This is a genomic window from Castellaniella sp., from assembly GCF_034674885.1.
In the GTDB taxonomy this organism is placed as follows: Bacteria; Pseudomonadota; Gammaproteobacteria; order Burkholderiales; family Burkholderiaceae_B; genus Castellaniella.
This window is the reverse complement of sequence record NZ_JAUCDS010000004.1, coordinates 40,395-57,398: the sequence shown is the minus strand read 5'-3', so window position 1 is coordinate 57,398 and position 17,004 is coordinate 40,395. Positions and strand designations below refer to the sequence as shown.

18 protein-coding genes are annotated in these 17,004 nt (G+C 63.5%); 9 read left to right on the top strand and 9 right to left on the bottom strand.

The features are described from left to right. Positions 1-169 precede the first annotated feature (169 nt). Complete coding sequence (fliE, locus tag VDP74_RS04200; protein WP_416232928.1) at positions 170-505, top strand: flagellar hook-basal body complex protein FliE; 336 nt, start codon at positions 170-172, stop codon at positions 503-505. Between the two features lie 9 nt (positions 506-514). On the opposite strand, the gene VDP74_RS04195 is transcribed toward fliE, so the two are convergent. From VDP74_RS04195 to VDP74_RS04170, 6 genes are all read right to left on the bottom strand, one after another. Continuing rightward, positions 515-814 (bottom strand): EscU/YscU/HrcU family type III secretion system export apparatus switch protein, encoded by a 300-nt coding sequence (locus tag VDP74_RS04195; protein ID WP_322998375.1) that lies wholly within the window; start codon positions 812-814, stop codon positions 515-517. Next, positions 795-2,120, bottom strand: coding sequence for a flagellar hook-length control protein FliK (locus VDP74_RS04190; protein ID WP_322998374.1), 1,326 nt, complete (start codon positions 2,118-2,120; stop codon positions 795-797). The genes VDP74_RS04195 and VDP74_RS04190 overlap by 20 nt, the downstream gene beginning before the upstream one ends. 3 nt (positions 2,121-2,123) lie before the next feature. Next, entirely contained in the window at positions 2,124-2,459 is a 336-nt protein-coding gene (locus VDP74_RS04185) for a flagellar protein FliT (protein ID WP_322998373.1), read from the bottom strand. Positions 2,460-2,476: 17 nt separating this feature from the next. After that, positions 2,477-2,905 carry a flagellar export chaperone FliS gene (fliS, locus tag VDP74_RS04180; RefSeq protein WP_322998372.1) on the bottom strand — a complete coding sequence of 143 codons (429 nt, stop codon included), beginning with the start codon at positions 2,903-2,905 and terminating at the stop codon, positions 2,477-2,479. Positions 2,906-2,917: 12 nt separating this feature from the next. Beyond that, the gene (fliD, locus tag VDP74_RS04175; protein WP_322998371.1) at positions 2,918-4,297 is read right to left on the bottom strand and encodes a flagellar filament capping protein FliD; all 1,380 of its coding nucleotides are present in this window, start codon (positions 4,295-4,297) and stop codon (positions 2,918-2,920) included. 103 nt (positions 4,298-4,400) lie between these two features. Further along, on the bottom strand, positions 4,401-4,808 hold the full coding sequence (locus VDP74_RS04170) for a flagellar protein FlaG (RefSeq protein ID WP_322998370.1): 408 nt from the start codon (positions 4,806-4,808) through the stop codon (positions 4,401-4,403). A 170-nt stretch (positions 4,809-4,978) separates the two neighbouring features. Between VDP74_RS04170 and VDP74_RS04165 the strand changes: the two genes are divergently transcribed. The 7 genes from VDP74_RS04165 to trmD all read left to right on the top strand — a co-directional run bounded on the left by VDP74_RS04165 (position 4,979) and on the right by trmD (position 11,175). After that, the gene (locus tag VDP74_RS04165; RefSeq protein WP_322998369.1) at positions 4,979-5,731 is read left to right on the top strand and encodes an RNA polymerase sigma factor FliA; all 753 of its coding nucleotides are present in this window, start codon (positions 4,979-4,981) and stop codon (positions 5,729-5,731) included. 110 nt (positions 5,732-5,841) lie between these two features. Further along, the gene (locus tag VDP74_RS04160) at positions 5,842-6,297 is read left to right on the top strand and encodes a hemerythrin domain-containing protein (protein ID WP_322998368.1); all 456 of its coding nucleotides are present in this window, start codon (positions 5,842-5,844) and stop codon (positions 6,295-6,297) included. A gap of 137 nt (positions 6,298-6,434) precedes the next feature. Continuing rightward, positions 6,435-9,062, top strand: a complete 2,628-nt coding sequence (gene alaS, locus VDP74_RS04155) for an alanine--tRNA ligase (protein ID WP_322998367.1) — start codon at positions 6,435-6,437, stop codon at positions 9,060-9,062. Then, complete coding sequence (locus VDP74_RS04150) at positions 9,059-9,304, top strand: sulfurtransferase TusA family protein (protein ID WP_322998366.1); 246 nt, start codon at positions 9,059-9,061, stop codon at positions 9,302-9,304. The genes alaS and VDP74_RS04150 overlap by 4 nt, the downstream gene beginning before the upstream one ends. Positions 9,305-9,457: 153 nt before the next feature. Then, positions 9,458-9,718, top strand: a complete 261-nt coding sequence (rpsP, locus tag VDP74_RS04145; protein WP_322998365.1) for a 30S ribosomal protein S16 — start codon at positions 9,458-9,460, stop codon at positions 9,716-9,718. A gap of 20 nt (positions 9,719-9,738) precedes the next feature. Next, positions 9,739-10,362, top strand: coding sequence for a ribosome maturation factor RimM (gene rimM, locus VDP74_RS04140; RefSeq protein ID WP_322998475.1), 624 nt, complete (start codon positions 9,739-9,741; stop codon positions 10,360-10,362). Positions 10,363-10,368: 6 nt separating this feature from the next. Beyond that, on the top strand, positions 10,369-11,175 hold the full coding sequence (gene trmD, locus VDP74_RS04135) for a tRNA (guanosine(37)-N1)-methyltransferase TrmD (protein ID WP_322998364.1): 807 nt from the start codon (positions 10,369-10,371) through the stop codon (positions 11,173-11,175). A 52-nt stretch (positions 11,176-11,227) separates the two neighbouring features. Here trmD and VDP74_RS04130 read toward each other — a convergent pair whose 3' ends face one another. From VDP74_RS04130 to VDP74_RS04120, 3 genes are all read right to left on the bottom strand, one after another. Further along, a complete protein-coding gene (locus VDP74_RS04130; protein ID WP_322998363.1) occupies positions 11,228-12,175 on the bottom strand; it encodes a PIG-L family deacetylase in 948 nt (315 codons plus the stop codon). A 136-nt stretch (positions 12,176-12,311) separates the two neighbouring features. Continuing rightward, on the bottom strand, positions 12,312-13,733 hold the full coding sequence (locus VDP74_RS04125; protein WP_322998362.1) for a methyl-accepting chemotaxis protein: 1,422 nt from the start codon (positions 13,731-13,733) through the stop codon (positions 12,312-12,314). Between the two features lie 163 nt (positions 13,734-13,896). Further along, entirely contained in the window at positions 13,897-15,921 is a 2,025-nt protein-coding gene (locus tag VDP74_RS04120) for a methyl-accepting chemotaxis protein (RefSeq protein ID WP_322998361.1), read from the bottom strand. Between the two features lie 199 nt (positions 15,922-16,120). Between VDP74_RS04120 and VDP74_RS04115 the strand changes: the two genes are divergently transcribed. Then, complete coding sequence (locus VDP74_RS04115) at positions 16,121-16,984, top strand: c-type cytochrome (protein WP_322998360.1); 864 nt, start codon at positions 16,121-16,123, stop codon at positions 16,982-16,984. Positions 16,985-17,004 lie beyond the last annotated feature (20 nt).

Below are 17,004 nucleotides of genomic sequence, written 5' to 3'. Positions count from 1 at the left end.
CCTGTTTTTGGGGCTTAGTTAGGTTGATATCGCGAATTGCCCGAATTGCCGGGACTTGTCGCTGCTATTGATTGTCTAGCTGCCGGGATGCAGCGCGTATAGTACAACGCTGACCCGCATTGCCGTGGGTCGGCATCCGCCGGCAATTTTTTTCGATGGCTCCGACATGATCAATTCCCAGGCCCTGACCAGTGTTGAAAACCTGCTTTCCCAGATGCGGGCGGTCACGCGCGCGTCCCAGGGACTGACGGATCAGCCGTCGGTGGGGCAGGCGGATCAGGCGGGCGGTTTTGCTTCCGAGCTGGCGCGGACCCTGAATCGGGTGTCGCATGCCCAGAACGCCGCCAATGCGCAGGCGCGGGCCTTCGAGATGGGCGATCCCAATGTATCGCTCAGCAACGTCATGATCGATCTGCAAAAGGCCGGTTTGTCGTTCCAGGCCACTGTGCAGGTACGCAACCGCATGGTCGAGGCCTATAAGGAAATCGCCAACATGGCGGTTTGACGGCTGCGTCTAGGACGATTTCCTCACGACGCCCTCGCCTTCGGTATCCAGCGCGTACAGCCACGCCAGCAGTTCGGCGATGGCGACGTACAGTTTGGGCGGGATGTGCGCATCCAGATCCACCTGCATCAAAAGCCCTACCAGTTCCGGCGATTCATGAATGTACAGCCCGTGTTCGCGCGCTGTGCGGATGATCGTTTCCGCCAGGTTGCCATAGCCTTTGGCCACCACGCGGGGGGCGCGATCATCCTGATCGTAGGTGATGGCAACCGCGCTGGGGCGGTGGAGGTCAGCCGGCCGCGATTTCATGTTCCGCAGGATCCGAGTCTGTGATGGGGGTGATGGCGGCGTCCGGGTCTTCCGGGTTGCGTTCCAGCACCGACAACTGGCTGGCCTGCAGGCCCTGGGCCAGCAAGCGCGAACGCAGCGGTTCGATGGATTGGGTCAGGCGGTCGGCCGATTGGGGAGCGGTCAGGCGCATGACCAGCTGATCGCCCGACAGGCTGAGCCGAGCCTCGACCTGGCCCAGCGTGGGCAGCTGCAGATTCAGGCGGGTGGCCCAGTGTTCCTCGGGAACGGCAGGTGTCTCGCCATCACCGGGTTGGCGGCGGCGGACTTCCCACTGCATGTCGGCTCCGGGCCAGGCTTCTCCCTGCCAGATGAACCCCTGGTTGGCCAGCACCTCCAGCTGTTGGCGCACGAGGAACTGGGCCTGCGGATCGATGCCGGGGATTGTTGTGTTGGGAGGCGGGGCCTGTGGTGCGGTGTGGTTTGCCCCAGGCTGGGTTGGCGAGGTGTTGCCGGTCGATGTGCCGGCTGACGTGCCCGCTTCCTGGGTGGAAGCCTGGGCCTGTTGGATGATCGAGGACAGGGATGCCGGCGACCCGCCTGCCTGGGCGGCGGGCGGCAGGGTGTGCCCCGTCATCTGGCCCTGGGGTTCCTGGCGCAAGGCCTGGGCAGAGGTCTTGCCGGCTGCCAGCTGGGCTACGTGAGATTCGTAGAACAGGCCGCTATTTTGGATGGACTGGGACAGGGCCTGGGTGAAGCGCGCCGCCAGTGCGCCGGGCTGGTTCAGATTGGTGGCCATCTGAGCCCAGATCTGTGTGGCGCTGGTCGTCTGACCCTGGGCGCCGGTTGCCGGGGGCTGCCCTCCGGCGCCAGGGGCAGCGCCTGCTTGAGCAGTATTGCCTCCGGGCTGCCCCGATGGCGTGAGCAGAGGAGCGCGGCCCTGGATGGTCTGGCTGGCTTGCGGGAATTGATTCAGCAGCGCCAGGATGATGCGCGCGGCGTAGCCCAGGGTGGTGGGCGCGGATTGCGTCGCGCCCTGAAACGTGGTGGAGCGCCCCAGCAGGTTGTCCAACTGCATTTCCCGACCGGCCTTGCCCACGGCCGCTCGGCGCTGGCCCTCGGCGTTGGCTTGGTCGACGGCCTCGCGGGTGTCGCGCCGGGTGGGATTTTGCAGGGCGTTGGGGTTTTCGGGATTGCCCGGCTGGGGGACTGCCTGGGGGCCTGCGCCCGATACCAGGTTGGCCTGCTGTCCCAGCGTCGTCCCCAGTGCTGCGTCCAGCCGCTGGATGAGCAGGGTGCCAAGGTTGGAGGGGGCCCCGATGCTCATGGCTTACTGAGGACGTATGGTGCTGTAGTACGTTTGTAAAACGGTACGCTGGCGCTTGATCGTGCCCAGCAGGTGGCTGAGGCGGTCGAGTTCCGGCGCCACCAGTTGGCGGATCTGCGCGTCGTCATCCAGAATGCGGGTCAGCAGTTCCCGTCGGGCGACCCTTTCTTCGTCATCCAGGGGGTCGAGCTGCTTCAGCCGTTCGACCGCCTGATGGTATTCGGCGCCCAGCGTCACCAGACTGTCCCACTGCTGTGATTCGGCCATCGTCAGCATGCGTGCGGAAATATCGGCGATCGCCTGGTAGTGCTGCAGGAGTGATTCTTTGGGTGTGCTCAATTGCCGGGCCCCCGAGCTTAGCCGTTGGACGAGGTTTTGAATTGCGGATCGACGGCGGTGTACCAGGCTTCGGCCAGGTCGCTGAGTTGCTTTTCGGCCGCAGCGAGTTTGGCCGCGTCACTGTGCAGATTGGCCTGCATGAGGTCGCGGATGATGATTTCGTAGGACGCAATCAGCAGGCGGGCGATTTCGCCCCCCCGTTCGGTGTCGACCCCGGCCTTGAGGCCGGAATCCACGATGTCGATGGCCTTGGAGATGGCCTTGCCGCGTTCGGCGATATTGCCGTTCTGCAAGTGATGGCGCGCCTGCGCCAACGCCGTCAATGCACCTCGGAACAGCAGGGAAATCAGCCGCTCAGGAGATGCGCTGAGCACTTCGGTTTCCAGACCGATGGTAGCGTAGGAACCCGTGGCCCGGGCCGTGCGTGAGCGAGGCGCGTACGTCATGATGAGTGGATTTTATTTGCTCTTGGCACCGCTCAGGGCGCTGAGCTGCTGCGAAAGGTAACTGCTGAGCGAATTCATCTGGCTGACCATGACGTCCAGCTGGTTGAACTGGGCACGGTAGGTGTCCATGCGCTGGGCGATGCGGTCGGAGGTGGCATCGAACTGCTTTTGCAGGTCTGTTACGGTTCTGTTCATGCCTTCCACGGCGTTGCTGATGGAGCCGGTGGAATTGATGAATGTATCGGCCGTGTCACTGATGCGCTTGCCGATGCCGGTGTCGCTGGTGAACAGGGATTTGACGCCTTCGGCGTTGTCGGCCAGGGCCTTGCTGAGTTTGGTGTCGTCGACGCTGAGTTTGCCGGTCTTGGGGTCGGTGGTGATGCCGATCTGGGACAGATTGGTATTGTAGGTGGCGTCGAAGCCGCCGGACAGTGCGTCGCGCATGCGGGTCTGCACCGAGCGGGCGACCGAATCGCCGGTCAGGGGCGACGAGGGGTTGTCGGCGCCGACCGTATATTTGGTCAGGCTGCCGATGGTGTCCAGCAGGCCGTTGTAGGCCTTGACGAAATCGTTGATGGCCGTTTTGGCGACGGTATCGTCTTTGGTCAGGTTCAGGCTGGTGGCCTTGCCGTCGGTGGTCTGGTTCAGCGTCAGGGTGACCCCGTCGATGACGTTGTCGATGGTGTTGCTGGCGCTGGTGATGTCGATGCCGTTGATCGACAACTGGGCGTCCTGGGCGGCCTGGCCCTGTTCGACGTTGGCTGCGTCGGCGCCGGCGTAGTTCAGGAATGCGTTCAGGTCGGCGTTGCCGGAAACCGAGATCGAGGTCGCGGCGTTTTCCATCCCGGTTTCGCGGCTGGTCAGCAGCAGGCGATAGGGGGTACCGCTGCCGTCATTGATGACGGTGGCGTTCATGCCGATGTCCTTGTCGGCATTGATGGCCTTGGCCAGGCCATTAAGCGAAGTGTCCGCGCCCAGGTCCAAGGTCTTGGTGTCGCCGTTGGACAGGGTGATGGACAGGGTGCCGCCGCTGCCGATGCTGGTGGTACGGTCGGCCTGTCCGGCGTAGACCAGGGTCTGGGACGTCGCCAGCTGGGTGACGTCCACCGAATACTGGCCCGCGATGGCCTGGTTGGTGGTCGTGACGGAAATGGCGTCCGAGCCGACCTTGGAGGCGATGGCGCCGAAGGAGTCGGTCTTGCCCACAGCCTGGGCAGACTTCTGGAAGGCCGCGACGGCGTCTTTCAGTTTGCCGTAGGCGGTGACCTTGGATGCGGCGGCCGTCTGGCGGCTTTGAATGACGGCCAGAACCTGGTTTTCATTTTTCTGCAGGCTGTCGAGCAGGTCGCTGAGGGGCAGGCCCGAGATGCCGATGGAAGAGACGGTTGCCATGGTAGGTACTCCTTGGAGCCATTATGCGCTGGAATCGTAGTGGACAAAACCGGCGGCAGGAGGCGAATTCAGTGATAGTTCGGTGTTTGGTGGAAGAGCAGGATCAGGCTTTGGTGTTCACCCCAGAGCCCTGCAACTGCACGATCATTTTCGCGATGCGCAGCATGGCTTCGGAAGGAATGGTCTTGATGACGTCGCCGCTGGCATTGTCGACGATGGAGATCACCAGTTGCTGGGAGTCCTTATCCATTTCGAAGCGGACCCCCGTGGACCAGGCCTTCAGGCTGTCGTTGACGGATTCCAGCGCCTTTTCCAGCGAGGATTTCGGGGGTTCCGGCTGAGGTTTCAGCGTCGGGTCCTGCAGGGTGGTCTGCCCGGAGGTGCCCGACCGCGTGTTGCCGCCAGCCATGACCGGGGCGGCGGGTTCGGGTTTGCCGCCAGGTCGTTCGGAAGCTACGGGAGTCAAACCCAGGCTGGCTGGTGTCAGTTGGTGGCCGATGGGGTGAATCATGTGCGTTCCTTTGCGGAAATCATCCACGTGTTCCGAAAAACAACGGCCGGGCGCCGCCCAGCGTCATTCGACTTGGTTTCTTACACGAGCATAACGGCAGGCCAAAGGAAAAGTTTAGGGGGAAACTTGGTGCATACTTACATTTTTCGTTGTGGAGTCTGGATCGACCGATGCCCCTGTCCGAGGATCAGCTGATCGCACAGCATGCGCCGTTGGTGCGCCGTCAGGCCCTGTCGCTGGTGGGACGTTTGCCGGCCAGTGTTGAACTGGATGACCTGATGCAAGCCGGCATGATGGGCCTGCTGGACGCCGTGCGTCGTTACCAACAGCAGGCTGATGCCCAGTTCGAAACCTATGCCATCACCCGCATTCGCGGTGCCATGCTGGACGAATTGCGCAGCCAGGACTGGCTGCCGCGCAGTGTGCGCAGCAAGGCCCGTTCCATCGAAGAGGCCGTGCAGACCCTGCATCACCGCTTGTTGCGCGCACCTGCAGAAGCTGAAATTGCCGATGAAATGGGGTTGGAACTGGCGGATTACCAGACTTTACTGGAAGAAGCGCGCGGTGTGCAGGTATTGATGGTTGAAGATCTGGTGCAGCATCGTGAAGACTCGAGTGGCGAGGCCGTGCTGGATGCGATCGCCGGGTCAAGCAATGCCAATCCCCTGGACTGGCTTTTGCGCGACGGTTTGCGCAATGCCCTGATCGAGGCCATCCGCAACCTGCCGGAACGCGAACAGTTGCTGCTGTCCCTGCAGTTCGAGCAGGATCTGAACCAGAAGGAAATCGCCGCCGTGCTGCAGGTGACCGAAGGGCGCGTGTCCCAGCTGCGGTCCCAGGCAGTCGCGCGGATCCGGGCTTGGCTGTCCAGTCATTCCTGGGAGCCCGATGCCGGTGAAACCGATCTCGAGAATCTGATGTAAGGCCTGTTCCCGGCTGTCGAGAGGGCCTGTTTGTGCACCATAAAAGATTCATATAAAATATATCTTATTCGGCTGAAGCAGCCGCCGGACTGAGAAGAGGGAAGCACATCATGAATATCGATCGGTTCAAGCATCACCATGTTGAAATCCTGAGCGGCATCGCCGCCCTGCGAAAACTGTCGCACCTGGGCGTGACGGATCATGCCGTCGATATTGCGCATGAACTGAAGGCCCTGTCGCAGATCGTGACCCAGCATCTGGCTATCGAAGACCGTATCCTGTATCCCTCGTTGGAACGCAGTGGGGATGAACGCATGGCTGGCATGAGCCGCGCCTATCAGAACGACATGCAGGGCATTGCCAGCGCGTTCATCAATTTTGCGCGCCGCTGGAGCAACGCCACACTGCTGTCGAAAAATCCGGATGGTTTCCGCGACGAGGCCAACATCGTGCTGAAGAACGTTCATACCCGCATGGTGCGCGAGAACCGCGAATTCTATCCAGCCATCGAATCCCTGGGCGAGGCTGGACGTACAGCAGTCCATGACGGACTGCTGTACGCCTGACGAATCCGAGCGGCATGCAGGCCCCGTCCTTCTGGATGGGGCCTGTCGCGTTGTGCCGGGATGGAGTCACTGCGCAGGCGGCGGTGGGCTGAAAGACCTCTATAATCCCTGCTTGGTTTCCCCTTGCGGCCACACGAATGAAAACCTCAGAAATCCGTCAGAAATTCCTGTCCTTTTTTGAATCCAAAGGGCATCAGATTGTTCCGTCCTCGCCGCTGGTGCCGGGCAACGATCCGACGCTGCTGTTCACCAACGCCGGCATGGTCCAGTTCAAGGACGTGTTCACCGGCAAGGACACCCGTCCCTATCACCGGGCGACGACCTCGCAGCGCTGCGTGCGGGCAGGGGGCAAGCACAACGACCTGGAGAACGTCGGCTATACCGCGCGCCATCACACGTTTTTCGAAATGCTGGGCAATTTCAGCTTTGGCGACTATTTCAAGCGCGATGCCATCCATTACGCCTGGACGCTGCTGACCGATGTCTACGGCCTGCCCAAGGAAAAGCTGTGGGTCACGGTCTACCAGGAAGACGACGAGGCCTACGACATCTGGGCGCAGCAGGTGGGGGTGCCTGTCGAGCGCATCATCCGCATTGGCGACAACAAGGGTGCTCGCTACGCATCCGACAATTTCTGGCAGATGGCCGACACCGGCCCCTGCGGCCCCTGTTCCGAGATCTTCTACGATCACGGCCCTGAGATCTGGGGTGGCCCCCCGGGATCGCCCGAAGAAGACGGCGACCGTTACATCGAGATCTGGAACCTGGTATTCATGCAGTTCGAGCGTGATGCACAGGGCAATATGAACCCTCTGCCCAAGCCCTGCGTCGATACCGGCATGGGGCTGGAACGCATCGCTGCCGTGTTGCAGCACGTGCATTCCAATTACGAAATCGACCTGTTCCAGAACCTGATTCGCGCGGCGGCCCGTGAAACTGGCACCGTGGATCTGGCCGACAATTCCCTGAAGGTCATCGCCGATCACATCCGCGCCTGCAGCTTCCTGGTGGTCGATGGCGTGATCCCCGGCAACGAGGGGCGCGGCTATGTGCTGCGCCGCATCATTCGACGCGCCCTGCGCCATGGCCACAAACTGGGCCAGAAGGGCGTGTTCTTCCACCGGCTGGTGGCGGACCTGGTGGCGCAAATGGGCGCTGCCTATCCCGAATTGGCCACCCAGCAGGCGCGGGTCGAACAGGTGCTGCGCCAGGAAGAAGAGCGCTTCGGCGAGACCCTGGAAAACGGCATGCGCATCCTGGAATCCGCTCTGGCGGATCTGCCCGCCGGCCAGTCGCTGGACGGCCAGACGCTATTCACCCTGTACGATACCTATGGCTTTCCGGTCGACCTGACCGCCGACATCTGTCGCGAGCGTAAGATCCAGGTGGACCTGGACGGCTTCGAGACGGCCATGGCGCACCAGCGCGAACAGGCTCGCGCCGCCGGCAAGTTCAAGGCGGCGGCCGATCTCAGCTACGATGGCGTGGACACGCGCTTTGATGGCTATGAACACCTGGAAGGCCAGGGGACGGTCACGGCCCTGTACGTGGATGGCACATCGGTCGAGTCCATCGCCCAGGGGCAGGATGCCGTGGTCGTGCTGGACGCGACGCCCTTCTATGCGGAATCCGGTGGCCAGGTGGGTGACACCGGCCTGATCCGCAATACGGCCGCCCGCTTTCAGGTGGCTGATACGCAAAAGATCCAGAGCGCGGTTTTCGGTCATCACGGCAGCCTGCTCGAAGGCGCCCTGTCGGTGGGCGATGCGGTGCAAACCCAGGTGGATGGCCAGCGCCGCGCCGACACCATGCGCAACCACTCGGCCACTCACCTGATGCACAAAGCCCTGCGCCAGGTGCTCGGTGATCACGTGCAGCAGCGCGGCTCGCTGGTCGACCCCGACAAGACCCGCTTCGACTTCGCGCACGATGCACCCATGACCCCCGAACAGATTGCCCGGGTGGAATCCATCGTCAATGACGAAGTGCTGGCCAATCAGGCCGTGCGCACCCAGCATCTCAGCTACGACGAGGCCGTAGCCGGCGGCGCGATGGCGCTGTTCGGCGAAAAATACGGCGATGTGGTGCGGGTGCTGGACATCGGCTTTTCTCGTGAACTGTGCGGCGGCACGCACGTTGCCCGCACAGGCGACATCGGTTTGTTCAAGATCACCTCCGAAGGCGGCGTGGCTGCCGGCATTCGCCGGGTCGAGGCCATCACGGGTCGCAATGCCTTGGTCTGGGTGCAACAGACCCAGGACGTGCTGGATCATGCGGCGGGTCTGCTGAAAACCCAGCCGGCCGGAGTGCCGGAGCGCATCCAGGCGCTGCAGCACCAGACCCGCCAGATCGAGCGCGACCTGGAACGCCTGCAGGGCAAGCTGGCCGCTGCGGCCGGGTCTGATCTGGCAGGGCAGGCCGTGGACGTGGCCGGCGTCCAGCTGCTGGCCACGCGCCTGAATGGCGTGGATCCCAAAGCCTTGCGCGGCATGGTGGATCAGCTGAAATCCAAGCTGTCCAATGCGGTCGTCTTGCTGGCCGCTGTGACCGACGACAAGATCAGCCTGGTGGCTGGCGTCAGTCCCGAACTCACCGCCCGTGTCAAGGCGGGGGATCTGGTCGGCGCCGTAGCGGCCCAGGTGGGCGGCAAAGGTGGCGGGCGCCCGGATATGGCCATGGGCGGCGGGTCGGATGTTGCCGCGCTGGATGGCGCCGTCGCCGGGGTAGCTGGCTGGCTGGCCGCCCGCTTGGGGCCGGCATCGTGACAGACGACCTGCCTGCGGCAGACCAGGAAATCGACGCTCGGGGCTTGAATTGCCCCTTGCCGATCCTGCGCACCAAAAAGGCGCTGGCGCAGTTGCTCAGCGGGCAGGTGCTATCCGTGCTGACGACGGACCCGCACGCAGGGCGCGATTTCCAGGCCTTCTGCCAGCAGACGGGTAACGCGTTGCTGGCCCAGCAGACCCGGGATGATGCCGTCATGGTGCATTACGTCCGGCGGCGCTAGCGTCGCGTCGGCGTTGTCGGTCCGCTTGCCTGGCGCCGCTGCCGTGTTGTTTTTCGTGGTCCGGTATTGGGCTGATCCTGGATATTCATTGCGGAACCAGGACGCCTGATGCTAGAATTTCGTGTTTTACATCGGTTTATCAAAGGATTATCAATGGTTGTGATTCGTCTGGCCCGCGGCGGCTCGAAGAAGCGTCCCTTCTACAATGTCGTTGCTGCCGATTCGCGCAATCGCCGCGATGGCCGTTTCATCGAGCGCGTGGGTTTCTACAACCCCGTTGCCAATGAAGGGCAGGAAAACCTGCGCATCGCTCTGGACCGCGTCCAGCATTGGGTGTCCAACGGCGCCCAGCTGTCCGGCACGGTGGATCGCCTGGTCAAGGAATACTCCGCCAAAGTCGCTGCCGCTGCCTGATTCAGGCAGCCTGGCCCGTGATGGAGGACGCCCGCCCCGCTGATGTCGTTCCCGATGACCTGATCGAAGTCGGTCGGGTGGCGATGGCTCATGGGGTGCGTGGCTGGCTGAAGATCCAGCCTTATTCCCCGCAGGCCGAAGCCCTGCTGAATGCGCCGGTGTGGTGGCTGAAGGCGCCGGATTCCATTCTGGAACCCGGCGCCTTGTTGCGTCTGCGCGGTATGCCGGTGCAGGCCTGTCGTCGACAGGGTGGGCAATTCCTGGCTGCGCAGTTGGCCGGGGTCAGCGATCGGGATGCGGCGCAGGCGCTGCGCGCCTACACTGTCTGGGTCCCGCGCGAGGCATTTCCCGCTGCGCAAGACGACGAGTACTACTGGGTAGACCTGATTGGCTGCAACTTCTACGGGCAGTCTGAATCCGGTGCATCGGTGTTGCTGGGGCGGGTGGGGCAGGTGCTGGACAACGGCGCCCATGCCGTGCTGCAGATCGACTGTGGTGCCTGCGACGACGCCGGCGTCTTCCAGGTCCGCCAGGATGCCAAGGGCCGTCCGGTCCAGGTGCTGGTGCCTTTCGTGGCGGCTCATGTGCATCATGTCGATCTGACGGGGCGCCGGATCGACAGCGACTGGCCTGCCGATTTCTAGGCTGTGATGCGCTTTGATCTGATTACGCTGTTTCCCGAGATGTTTGCCGCCATTTGCGACCAGGGTGTCAGCGGGCGGGCGCATCAGCGCGGCCTATGGTCGCTGCATGCCTGGAATCCCCGCGACTTCACACACGATGTCCACCGTACGGTGGATGACCGTCCGTTTGGGGGGGGGCCGGGCATGGTCATGATGGCCGAACCTCTGGCACAGGCGGTGCAAGCCATTCGCGCTGCGCGCCAGCAGGCCGGGGCGGATGCGGCAGATCGGCTCGCGCCTGTGGTGCTGTTGTCTCCGGCTGGGCGAGTGCATGACCAGGCAGGCGCGCGCCATTGGGCTGGCACTACAGGGGCGATTCTGGTGTGCGGGCGCTACGAGGGCATCGACCAGCGCTTCATCGACCGCTATGTCGATCAGGAGATCTCGCTGGGGGATTTCGTGTTGTCGGGCGGCGAACTGGGCGCCATGGTGCTGATCGACAGTGTCGTGCGCCTGTTGCCGGGGGTCTTGCACGATGCCGAATCGGCGGAACAGGATTCCTTCAATCCGGCCCTGACGGGCCTGCTGGACAGCCCCCACTATACGCGCCCCGAAGTCTGGGACGACACGGCGGTGCCCGACACGTTGCTGTCGGGCCATCATGCCAGGATCTCCGCCTGGAGGCGCCATCAGTCCCTGATGCTGACCGCTGCTCGACGGCCAGATCTGATCGATCGCGCCCGCCGGGCTGGCGACCTGAGTCTCCAGGACGAAGCTACGCTGGCGGCGGCCCAGGCCTCTGCGGCGGATGACGAGGCGGGCTCCGCCCGGTAGTTCGCTTCTGGTACAAAAGGCCGGTCCTCCCGGCCTTTCTGCTTTGAAAAACCTACTGACGAGCCTGTTGCACGGGTGCCAGCAGTGCGCCGTCGGGGGCGATTCTGTACTGCCGCCAGACCCAGGCGGACGCAGGCCCGTTGGTGCGGGAGCAGGGGGCGTGCGGCCGGCAGTACCGTGGGTCGTCTGCCATGTAGCGCAGGAAGGTCCCGGTTTTGAGTGCCCTTTCGGTTGCGCTCAGATTCTCGGGCTGCTCCTGGCTGGGGTAGCCCAGATAGGCCTGGGCCAGATAGGGCCCAGGCGCCATCCGCATGGCGTCCCGAACCAGTTTGGCCCCGGCGATATGATCCGGGTGATCATGCCCCTGGCAGCGCCAGCACAGCTGGGTGTAGGGCGTGGTGATGGACGCATCCATCAGGCGGATGACGTTAGGCTGGACGGCCTTGATCAGGCTGGCCACCCAGGCAACCAGGCTGGCCCGGGTATAGCTTTCCCGATAGGGGGCATAGGCCTGCACGCTTGTGTGTGGCACGGATTCCATGCGGCTCAAGGGTGTCAGGCTGCCCCAGCCCCGTCCAAGCCAGGGGTCGGGGATGCGCAGCATGATCAGTTGTACTCGGGTGGACCCTGCCAGTGTGTGTCGCAGCACCGTGCGCCCGCCGACGGACCAGCCATCATCGCGCCAGCGGTTCGCGGCCCGGGCCATGCGGGCGTAGGCCGCCATGATGCCGCGTTCCCGGGCTTGCAGGTAGGGCTGGCCTTCGCCCCGATCTCCCGCCGTGAAGTACACCACGCGCATGCATTGCCCCTGGCGGATGGTGTTGGCCTGGTCAGGATTCATGAACAGCAGATCGTCGTCGGTGTGCGCGACGAAGGCCAGGACGGTGCCGCGCCAGCAGGCGGGCAGAGGGCTGGAATGGGCAGTGATTGGCTCTGCCTGGATGGTGGCAGCCAGGGCTGCGTGACCCGCAAGCAGGCAGAATCCGAGGCAGACCGACAAGACGGCCCGCCAGGGGTGTGGACCATTTGCTTTCATCTGGAAAAACACTGTCAGATTGATGGCGTCGCCATTCTACGCCGGCTGGGCCGGGCGTGGAGCCGCCACGCTCAGCAATCTGTCAGGCGTCGAGTCGGCGCTACACCGTGATCAGGCCCACTGCCGTGTTGAGCTGGCGGGCGCCCTGATCCAGGTGCAGTACCAGGCCCTCGGTCTCCTGCGCGCGGTTCAGCGTCGTGTCGGCGATATCCTGTACCTGCTCCATGGATCGTTCCAGTTCCTGGACCTGTTGGGCCTGCGCGCGGTTGGCTTCCAGGAATTGTTTGAGCGTCTGCGAGAGCGTCTGCACGCCTGCGGCCAGCTGTTCCATCGTGGCGCCGCTGCGCTCGATGAGGATGGTGCCTTCGGCCACTTGCTGGGTCGACGCCTGGATCAGATCGCGAATCTGACGCGAAGCGTCGGCGCTGCGTTGCGCCAGGGTGCGCACTTCGCTGGCCACGACGGCGAAACCCCGGCCGTGCTCGCCCGCCCGGGCGGCCTCGACCGATGCGTTCAGGGCCAGGATGTTGGTCTGGAAAGCGATGCCGTCGATCAGGGTGGTGATCTCGGAAATTCGCTTGGACAGCTGCCCCATCTCGTGCATGCTGTGCACCGATTGCGCCATGGCCTGGCTGCCTTCCTGCGCCAGCGCGGTGGTCTGATTGGCATGCTGTTCGGCTGCCTGCGCGTGCAGCAGGTCGCTGTTCAGGCTCTCGGAGAGCGACTGGATGGCCTGGACCGACTGGCCGATGGATCCGGCTTGATGCTCGGCGCCGGAACGGACGGCTTGATTGTCGCTGCGCAGGCGTTCCAGAACCTGGTCGATGGTAACGGCATGCCCGTGCACTTTGGACACCGCTCCGGCAATGGCCTGCAGCACCTGGTGCAGCGTCGTGGCGGCGGGGCTGCGTGGTGCTTCGTCCTGGATGTCCAGATGGATGCGGTTGTCGCGTGCGATCCTGGCGACCATTTGCGTCAGTTCTGTGGCCTGGCGGGCATCGCGCTGCATCCAGTGGGCGATGTAGCACAGGAAAATGGACTCGACGACGACGTAGGCTGCGTGGGAGATGACCCGGCCCAGGCCCGGTTGAGTGAAGCAGTAGGTGGGGTAGCCAAGTTCCTGCAGCGTGTTGAAACTGAAGTGGTGCAGTGCGACGACCCCGGCAGCGACCAGGATCACGACCCAGTCGCGATAGCACAGCAGGACGGCCAGCAGCACGAAAATGCCGAAGTGCAGTTCGACCGTGCCCATGGCCTGGTGGATGTGCAGGGCGCAGAACAGCATGAAGACTACGGCAACCGCCATGCGGGTGACCCGCTGCCCTGGCAGCCAGAAGATCAGGGCTGTGGGGATCAGGGCCAAGGGCAGACCCACCCCCAACGCCAGGCCCCAGGTGTCATACCAGTTCGCCAGACCCAGTGCGGTGATGAACAGTACCCAGATCAGGGGCAGCATGATGCGGTCGGCCTGTCGAGCACTGGCGTCGGGCGGGGCGGATGGCATGTGGGTGGCTGTTTGCATGGAGAAAAATGGGGCGAAAGTGGGCGGTGCTGGCATGCGAAGAGCCTGCCGACCCCAGGTTGGCCGGACAGGCTCATTTCAAACGCACGTTCGATATGTGTCAGATTCTATCGTAATAAGGGTAAACCCGTATTCATGGATCTGGTGAATAGCGCAATGAGTTCTACGATTGAGGCAAATAGACCACAGTGGCAGGATGGGCTTTCGCCAGCTGGAATACGGCCACGGTCCGCGCCAGCGTGTCAGCCTGATCCTTCAGGCTGGTCGCCGCCGCGACGGATTCCTCCACCAGGCTGGCGTTTTGCTGCGTGACGTCATCCATCTGGGTGACGGCGGCGTTGATTTCCTCGATCCCGCTGGCCTGTTCGCGGCTGGCTTCGCTGATCTCGCCCATGATGTCCGTGACACGCTGGATGCCGTCGACCATGTCCTGCATCGTGGCTCCGGCGCGGGCCGCCTGTTCGTTGCCCAGCGCCGTGGCCTGAACCGACGTGTCGATCAGGTGTTTGATTTCTTTTGCTGCCGAGGCGCTGCGCTGCGCCAGGGCACGGACTTCGGCGGCGACCACGGCGAATCCCCGGCCCTGTTCGCCAGCGCGGGCGGCTTCCACTGCGGCGTTCAGGGCCAGGATGTTGGTCTGGAAGGCGATCGAATCAATGACCCCGATGATGTCGGCCACTTGGGCGGACCGCTGCTTGATGTCCTGCATGGTGTCTACCAGCTGCGTCATGACGGTGCCGCCGTCACTGGCGGTCCGGGCGACATCCGCAGCCAGTTGGTTGGCCTGCTGGGCGTTGTCGGCATTCTGGCGTACGGTGGCGGTGATCTGTTCAGTGGTCGCGGCCGTTTCCGTCAGGGAGCTGGCCTGCTGTTCGGTTCGAGCGGACAGGTCCAGATTGCCAGCCGAGATCTGGGCCGAAGCCGTGGCGATGGCGTTGGCGCCGCTGCGCACCTGGCCGACAATGGACGCCAGGTGGTCGCACATCTCGCGCATGGCGAACAACAGGCTGGTCCTGTCGCGCGGATGCAGGCGAATCGGCACGGCCAGATTGCCGGCGGCGATGTGCTGCAGAATGGACGTGGCATAGTCGGGCTCTCCGCCCAATTGGCGCAGCAGCGACCGGGTGATCCGCCAGTTGATCCAGGCTGCGACCAGGCAGAGCAGCAGGATCCCGCCGCCCAGAAGATAGCGATCCTGGATCAGGCGCTGGATGCGGGCGTCCAGCAGCAGATCCAGTTGCGAAAGCGCGATTTCGTTCAGGTGGAATTGCGCGTCTACGGCGGCTGTAAAGGTCGCGAAGTAGTTGCTGGCAGGATAGTCCAGGTTTGCGGCCCGGATCAGTTGGCTCTGGGCCAGGTCAATGGCTTTGCCGGCAGAGTCCAGTGCGGTCTTGCCGGCCGCATCCAGCGCGATCTGCAAATGGGGGTCCAGGCGGGCGGCATTGTCCAGCGCGCGCGTCAGGCTGTCATGGTGGTCCTGCGCCCGTTCCAGCAGCACGCGGATCTCGATGCGTTCTTCGGGGCTGGCCGAGCGCCGCGTCAGCAGGCTGGCGCCTTGGGCCCGGGCCTGGCCGAAGAGCTCCGTCAGCATGGGGGCCTGATCCAGCGCGGCATTGATCAGGTAGTAGCCCTGGGCATCCGGGTCGAAGCGCAGGCCGTAGTGCTGCAGCAGCAGGGATTCCAGGCGCAGCAGCTGGGTGTTCAACCGCGTGTGCGCCACGAAGCTGTCGGCGGCCGACAGACGATCCTGGTCGAGTTGGGTTTTCAGCTGCTCCCAGGCAGCCAGGGTGTCCTGCCAGGACGCTCTCAGCGTCGAGTCCTGGATGCCATCCTGTCGCAGGGTTTGGTCCAGGGCGTTCAACGCCTGGTCGGTTTCGTCCCGCTTGGCCTGGCGCTTGGCCTTGGCCGTCGTGTCGCCGTTCAGGGCCAGCGCCGAGATCCCCCTGTGTTGCTGGGTCAACTGCAGGGCTTTCAGATTTTGGCGCAGCGGCGTCAGGCCCTGGGCCTCCCATTCGGATGCCCGGATGATCCGGCTCGATTCGCTCAGGTAGAGCAGCGAGGGCAGGGCGACCAGCACGACTCCGATGGCGGCGAGAATCGCGAATTTCTGCCACAGATGCAGGCGGTTCAGGTAGGCGTCGATCCGGCTGGGTTTGAAGGCCGAGGTCGGGGCGGAGGGCGTTGTCATCCTGGTTCCGAAAAGGGGTGGTTGGGGCGCTGGCCTGCCCCGGTATTCATGGCTGACCGGCGCCGCCATCGTATGGGAATCGAGGACACGAGGGCTTGTTGCAGATCAAGAAAATGGCACGGCCAAGTGAAGGATTGACGCCACAGAGGGCAGGCCTATACTTGTCATTCGTCACCATTACTTGCTTTGGGTATCAATCATGTGGGCATCCTTGAGAACGGCTGCATATCTGGTACTCACGCTGTCTGGCACGGCCGCCTGGGCACAGGACGATGCGCTGATGGTGCGTGGCACCTATCTGGCCGATGGCGTCGTCGCCTGTGCCAACTGCCATATCGCGCGGGGCGATCGGGGCCAACCGCTGTTCGACCAAGGCCTGTCGGGCGGCATGGTATTCGATGATGCGGCATTCAAGGCCTATGCCCCGAACATCACCCCCGATCCCGAGACAGGCATTGGCCGGTGGACGGATGCACAGCTGGGCAAGGCCATCCGCGAAGGCATCCGGCCAGATGGCAGCCTGATCGGCCCCCCCATGCCGATCTCGTTCTATCGGAATCTGTCCGATGCGGACCTGGCCGCCATCATCGCCTATCTTCGAGCCCAGCCGCCGGTGCGCCATGTCGTCGAAAAATCGGTATACCGCATCCCGCTGCCGTCCAGTTATGGCCCACCGGTCTCCGGGGTCACGACGCCCGCCGCCACGGATACGCTGAAATACGGCGAATATCTGGCCAACATCGGGCATTGCATGGATTGCCATACCCCGCGCGACAACAAGGGCATGCTGCTCATGGATCATCTGGGCGCGGGCGGGCAGGTGCTGAAAGGGCCGGGCGGCGATGTCGTGACCCCTAACCTGACACCGGACCCCAGCGGTCTGAAGACCTGGACGGATGCGCAGATCGAGCGCGCCATCCGCGAAGGCATCAACAAGGATGGCACCCGCCTGCAGCCCATCATGGCCTTTGGCTGGTACAAGAACATCAGCGGCCCGGACATGAGCGCGCTGATCGCTTATCTGAGATCGCTCAAACCCCAGCCGTTCGCCGATAAGAAATAGGCGTTGTCACGCGGCCGCAC